General features: G+C 37.8%; 3 protein-coding genes and 1 pseudogene. All 4 read left to right on the forward strand.

The annotated features are described in order from the left end of the window. Window positions 1–937 precede the first annotated feature (937 nt). The 4 genes and pseudogenes from EA365_00450 to EA365_00465 all read left to right on the forward strand — a co-directional run bounded on the left by EA365_00450 (window position 938) and on the right by EA365_00465 (window position 5,856). Complete coding sequence (locus EA365_00450; protein ID TVQ49398.1) at window positions 938–4,378, forward strand: DUF3987 domain-containing protein; 3,441 nt, start codon at window positions 938–940, stop codon at window positions 4,376–4,378. A 20-nt stretch (window positions 4,379–4,398) separates the two neighbouring features. Beyond that, window positions 4,399–4,968, forward strand: a pseudogene (locus EA365_00455) (hypothetical protein). Window positions 4,969–5,288: 320 nt separating this feature from the next. Continuing rightward, complete coding sequence (locus EA365_00460; GenBank protein ID TVQ49399.1) at window positions 5,289–5,501, forward strand: hypothetical protein; 213 nt, start codon at window positions 5,289–5,291, stop codon at window positions 5,499–5,501. Window positions 5,502–5,562: 61 nt separating this feature from the next. Beyond that, window positions 5,563–5,856 (forward strand): DNA polymerase subunit beta, encoded by a 294-nt coding sequence (locus tag EA365_00465; GenBank protein TVQ49400.1) that lies wholly within the window; start codon window positions 5,563–5,565, stop codon window positions 5,854–5,856. Window positions 5,857–6,168 lie beyond the last annotated feature (312 nt).

Below are 6,168 nucleotides of genomic sequence, written 5' to 3' on the forward strand. Positions count from 1 at the left end.
ATACCTTTAACGCCGAATACCGCCCGAGACTTGGAAATTTTGGACGGCATTCTACAAAGTGTATTTCTGTTTTGGGAACTCTCCGCCTTATAGAAAAAGGCATCGAAAAAATCGAAAAAGGAGAAGGAGGTTGTTATATGTAGAAAAGCGCTAGTTAAACTTTAAGTTTTGTTTCAATGGCAATGAGTTTAGCCATTGCTAGGTCGCTTTATGAATATCATCATAACGCACTTAGATAAACTTGTCTAGATATTTTTCGGAAAAATCTACTTTTTTTCTGAATTTATTTTCAGATCTAACTCTCCTCCCCAATAAAACCCATTCTAGACAAGGGATTGCTGAAAAATAACTTTTGCCAAATTTTTATCTCTTACCATAGCTAATTTCTCTCTTACCAGAAATAAACCTGCTATGGCAAAAAATGACCATAAGCTTAATCACGGCTGAACTATTCATACTACTTGAAATAGGAAAGTCGGCATATCTCCCCCAACCCGATTTCTGGTTTTACCCAAATCAGAAAAAGTTATCTCCTTCCTGAACAAAACCGAGGTCGGCACATCAATAAGCCTACCCAAAATAAACACTTTTTGTAATTCAATGCTATCAATAAAAATGAATAGTTTGAATAGGAAGGAATAAGAAACTCAAGTTGGTGACAATTAAATTATTCTATATCCAGGGTGTAGGGTGTAGAAGTTAGGTGAAAGGGTTTGAAAGTTCCTGATTATTTCTTTAAAATCGTCATTTCTGGCATTTTTTATCTATTTTCAGAGAATTTAACCAATTTAAGACCTCAAAAATTAAATAAAAAAAATTTCACCAAATAAAAAACAACCACACCTTATCCAATTTCCGAATTTATTGTCACAAGAGCGAAAATAAGGAGATATGCCAACAGTTGTAAACATTACTAAACATTACTGTAGGTGTAATCATGAAATTTCCCCAAATCGATCAAAAACAAGCATTACGTCAATTAGAGTTACTCGGCTTTGAACCAACAGACAAAATTTACTTTCGTTTCTTCTATCCTGCATCTCATCCCAATAAAGCAGTTGACGGAGGGAGAAAACTTGACAAACTAAATTGGCGGCAAATTGAATCTCATCAGTCTTATGGACGTGGAGCTTATCTAGTAGTTAATGGCGGTGGACATAAAAACGTTCAGGTAAAATTTGGTCGCGCTCTCTTTTATGAACATGACAATCTAGATAAAGAAATACAAAAGGAACTGTGGCGCTCTCTTAATCTACCTGAACCTACACTCCAGATTGATACAGGTGGGAAATCGATTCATTCTTACTGGGTTTTCAATAAACCAATACCAATTTCTTCTTGGATTGAGTTACAGAAAGATTTACTAGAGTACTCTGATGCAGACCGAGCCATTAAAAATCCAGCACGGGTAATGAGATTAGCAGGAGCATGGCATATTAGTTTTGATACAGAAGGAAAACAAGTCTATCAACAATCGGTTATTGTCAGCGATTCAGGCAAAAAATATAGCCAGGAAGAGTTGAGAAGGGCTATACCTAAACAAGAAACACAACCTCAACTTACACTCTCAGCATCTACTCAACCTCAACCTAGTAATTCTGTTCCCGAAAAATTACCCCAACATCCCGAGCAAATAAAAATTCCCGTTCCCCAACCTATACCTTTAATCGAGTGCTGTCGTCAAGAAGTCCGAGACTGGATAAATACAGGAGTACCCCAAGGCTCAGGACGCAATAATATAGCCATCCAAGTTGGTTTAGAGTTAGTAGGAGTAGAAAGACACCTTCTTGAGAACGGACAAACTTACAGTGAATCGGGATCATCTCTGTTTGCTGAATATTGCCGACGCAGCGGTATGAGTCAAAAAGAAGAGGAAGAAAGATGGCAATGGTGTTTAGCTACAAATGCCACACCTAGTTGCACTCCTGATGGCATCGCTAATTGTATTAAAGGTTGGTACTGGAGAGAACATATCAAGCCTCAAAAAACGTTATCTCGGCCCTCTCCTAGTCAAAAAGATACAGGAGTCAAAAAAGCCAAAAAGACACCCCTAGAAGAAGTAATCAAACGCATTGATAAAATCTTAGACCAACACCTACCCGAATCCCACCAACACCTAGCATTACTGCAACTGTCAAAAGAACTAGACAACTATAATGCTGCCGAAGTAAGGGCGATCGCCTGTAAACGCATAGAAGAAAGACACAACGAGGATTATCTCGAAGAGAGAAAGCTTGAATTAGAACAACTCGAATCCTGGGAAGCAGAAGAATATCTACCCTTTGACGACCTTTTCTATGACAACCCTAAAGTAGCTCAAGCCTTTATGCAGCTTTGTAAGAGTAATCAAAAACTGCAACCCCAGTATTTTCTAGGCATACTAGCTATTATTTCCTCACTTTTGGGAACTAAAATTGAAGTCAAAGTACCTGTATTGGGACAATTTCGCTCCAATTTGAATATTGCCCTAGTAGGAGAATCAGGAGAAGGAAAGTCAATTGTCAGCAAAATCTTACTCAAATCCATCTATCAACTCCAAAACGAAGTTTTAGAGCAATATCAAAAGGAAAAAGAAAGTTACGAACAAGCTATCGAACATTGGGAGGCGCAACACCGTGACTATCGTGGACCAAAACCCCGCCCTGAAAGCTATATTACCACATCTCCTGCTCCACTAGTTATTAACGAGTATAGTCGTGAAGGTATCGTCAAAAATCATGCCGAAAATAAAAACGGTATCCTCATCCATCAAGAAGAATTAGTGTCGATTGGGCGCTCTCAGAACATGTATAGACAAGGCAAAGGAGACGATCGCCAATTTATTAATAACTTGTACGATGGTGGAACAATTTCCCGTGTACTTAAATCAGAAAGAACCGTAGTTCCCAAAACTTGCGTTTCTATTTTCGGTGGTATTCAGCCTGAAATCATTTTAAGAGAAATGGGAGACTTTTCCGACCCCGATGGACAGTGGTCAAGATATAACTTCCTCATAGGCAAAGAGAAGCAAGTCTTCACCGATTTTAACCAACAACAAATAGACATCTCTCCTATGCTCTATAATCTCTACAAAAGTGCTTTATTAGCTTCTCCTATCGAATGTCAAATTGATTCACGTGGACTAGAAATTTATAACAAATTCGTCAACGAACTAGAGGACATACGATGGAAAACCATACAACAAGGTTTAAGAGCAGTTTACTCCAAAGCAACAGGGGAAGTAGCTCGCATAGCCTTAAATCTTCATGCTATGAACTGTTTACTCAATCAACAACCTATTTCACCGATTATTCCTGCAGAAGCGATAGAAAAAGCCATCAAAATTAAAAAATACTTCCTGCGTCAAATGCTGCTCATTCGCACCTGGGGGAATGGAAAAAACAATTCTGAAAGCGGAATGCCTGTAGCTTACCGAGAAATTAAAAAGATTGCACGTCGTCTAGGCAAAAATGCCAAATATCTAACAACCAGAATTGTTCAACAAGCGCGCAGTGGAGTCTTGAAAGATTTTAAAGCCGAAAAATTGTCTCAACTGTTCCAAGATATGGCAAAGATGGGCATAGCCACCTTAGTAACAGTAAAACGCAGTGTAGCGCTAGTTATTGATGACCTCTTGTTAGGGGAATCATCTGATGGTAATAATCCTCCTCCAGATTCAGGAAAACCACCTAAACCTACTCCACCTCATCCCATATCACCACCTCAAGATAATGAAAACTCACCCTCCCATGAAAAAACCCCCTTGCACTCAACTTTCTCAACTTTGCTACCAAATGTTGGAAATGTTGGAGGGTTTGTAGGTGGATTTGTTGAAACGGTACAAACTAGTATTAATAATGGTTTTAACTATTTTTCTAGTTTTGTTGGAAATGTTGGAATAGGGTTTTTAAGTAATACTATTAATTATCTTGACCTTACAACAATCCCAACCTCAGCAAATGAACCTGAAACCCCCACTAATACTGAAGTCAACAAAAATTCAACAAATCCTCAACATTTCAACAAAACTAATGACTTAGATGAGGGTAATTCAGATGATGAGATAGAGATTCAACGATTAGAAGCTCTCGAACAAGAAGCAGAGATGGAGTCTGATATCTTTATTCCCACGGAAATTGATGAGGAGATAAAAACTTGTGTTCCTGAAGAGAAAAAATGCTCTGTCAAATTCAAAATTGGCGCTAAAACTTATCAGGGTTTGGGTTATTTTGCGATCGATGGCGATTTTTACATTGATTTAGTCAATAACCTTTCTCTGAAAGTCCCCTATAAGTACATAGACCTTGTTGAGTTTTTAGAGTCTAAAAAAGTTCAAGCTAACTCAGATACTGTCAGGAAGAATGATGGTGAGGATTTTAACTTCTCTTTTGCGTACTGAGGAAACAGGAGGTTAAAAGAATGAACAAAAAAAAATTATCTTCAGCCTTTTCTGACCAACATGCGGCTGGAGACAGGATAGATGTGACTTTTTTTGAGGTGCTCTCTCATGAAGAGGAAACTAGAAGACAAGAACTGGAAAAAATTGTCGAGAGTAGTTTTGTAGAAGCGGGAAGGGCTTTGAGACAACTTAGAGATGAAAAACTTTATCGCGGTACTCATCAAACGTTTGAACAATATTGTAAGGAGCGTTTTGGCTATTTGACCCGTCGTCAACCTTACAGAATTATTGAAGCTTCAGTAGTTGTCGAGAACCTTGTCCAAAAATGTGACCAATTTGGTCACATTCTTTCACCAGTTTTTCCTGCTAATGAAGCTCAAGTTCGCCCTTTGACTAAGCTAGATCCAGATTCTCAATGGGAAGCCTGGCAACAAGCAGTAAAAGAAGCAGATGGCAAAGTTCCTCCTTCTCGTCTAGTCAAAAGCGTTGTTGACCGTATCCGTGAAAAAAAACTTGTACCTCTAAGTTTTGTTCCCGGAGAAGTGTGTCAAATCATCGTTAAAGAAAATCCTGATTTAAAAGGTCGTGGTGGTCAATGGTGTATCATTCGTGAGGTTTATGATTTTTGCTGTTTGGTACAATGTTGGGATACTGTATTAGAAAATCCTTTAAAACCAGAACATCTTAAGTCTATGGATTATTCATCCAATGAAAGACAGGAAATTCAAAAACTTGCAGAGCGCCTTCAGAAAATTCCTTTAAACCAAGTAGATGGACCTGTGAGAAACTTTTTGAAAAGCTTAGGTGAACTCAAGCGTCCTTATCTTTTACCTGTAGAAGATAAAATTTTGGAGGTTATTGAGCTTGATTTAGATTACTCTGATTAGAGATTTTTTTTGAATTTACTTTTATGATTAGTCGCGAACAACTTAAACTTGAATTAGATTCACTCGATGAGACTACAATTAACGTTCTGCATCATGTTATTATGGCACTTAAGCAGAATGTCCCAACTGCTAATAATGAAATCAACTGGTTAGTTAATAATCCACTCAAAAATAGTGTTATCTACGAAAAAGATATTATCACACCAATTGATGAATATTGGCATGTTGAGCAATGATTATCTTAGATACTCATGTGTGGATATTGTGGTTAACTAAATCTCCTAGAGAAAAAAATTTATGGAAATTGATAACTTACTTCGAGAAAAACGAGAACAAATTATTGCGATTGCTGAAAAACATGGTGCTCTTAATGTAAGGATTTTTGGGTCTGTCGCACGAGGAGAAGCCGACGAAAAAAGTGATCTTGATTTATTAGTTGATTATTGCCGTGAACGTAGAAGCTCGTGGTTTCCTTTGCAGTTAATTCGAGAACTGGAAGAGCTTTTAGGGTGTAAGGTGGATATTACTACCGAACAGGGACTAAAGGAGCGGATTAGAGATCGCGTACTAAGAGAGGCAATTCCTTTATGAGAGATGATAGCGAACGATTACGGGATATTTTAGAGGCGATTGAGCGTTTAGAAAAGTATACAACCGACATTCCGCACTTCTAATTGTAATCTGGAAAAAAAGGAGTCAGGAGTCACCGAGTCAGGAGCCAGGAGGCGAGTAATTAATACTTAGTAACCTTAAAAAACATTTTAGATTATCTAAAAATACAAGAATATTCAGAAAAATGTTGAGTATTTCTACTCAAAAAAACCAGGATAATTCTGTGTATTATTTAAACCCACATTCGGCAGCCCCACAAATGAAGTAGGACAGAAATCGTCAAAAACCAGC

The sequence above is a fragment of the Gloeocapsa sp. DLM2.Bin57 genome, from assembly GCA_007693955.1.
In the GTDB taxonomy this organism is placed as follows: Bacteria; Cyanobacteriota; Cyanobacteriia; order Cyanobacteriales; family Gloeocapsaceae; genus Gloeocapsa.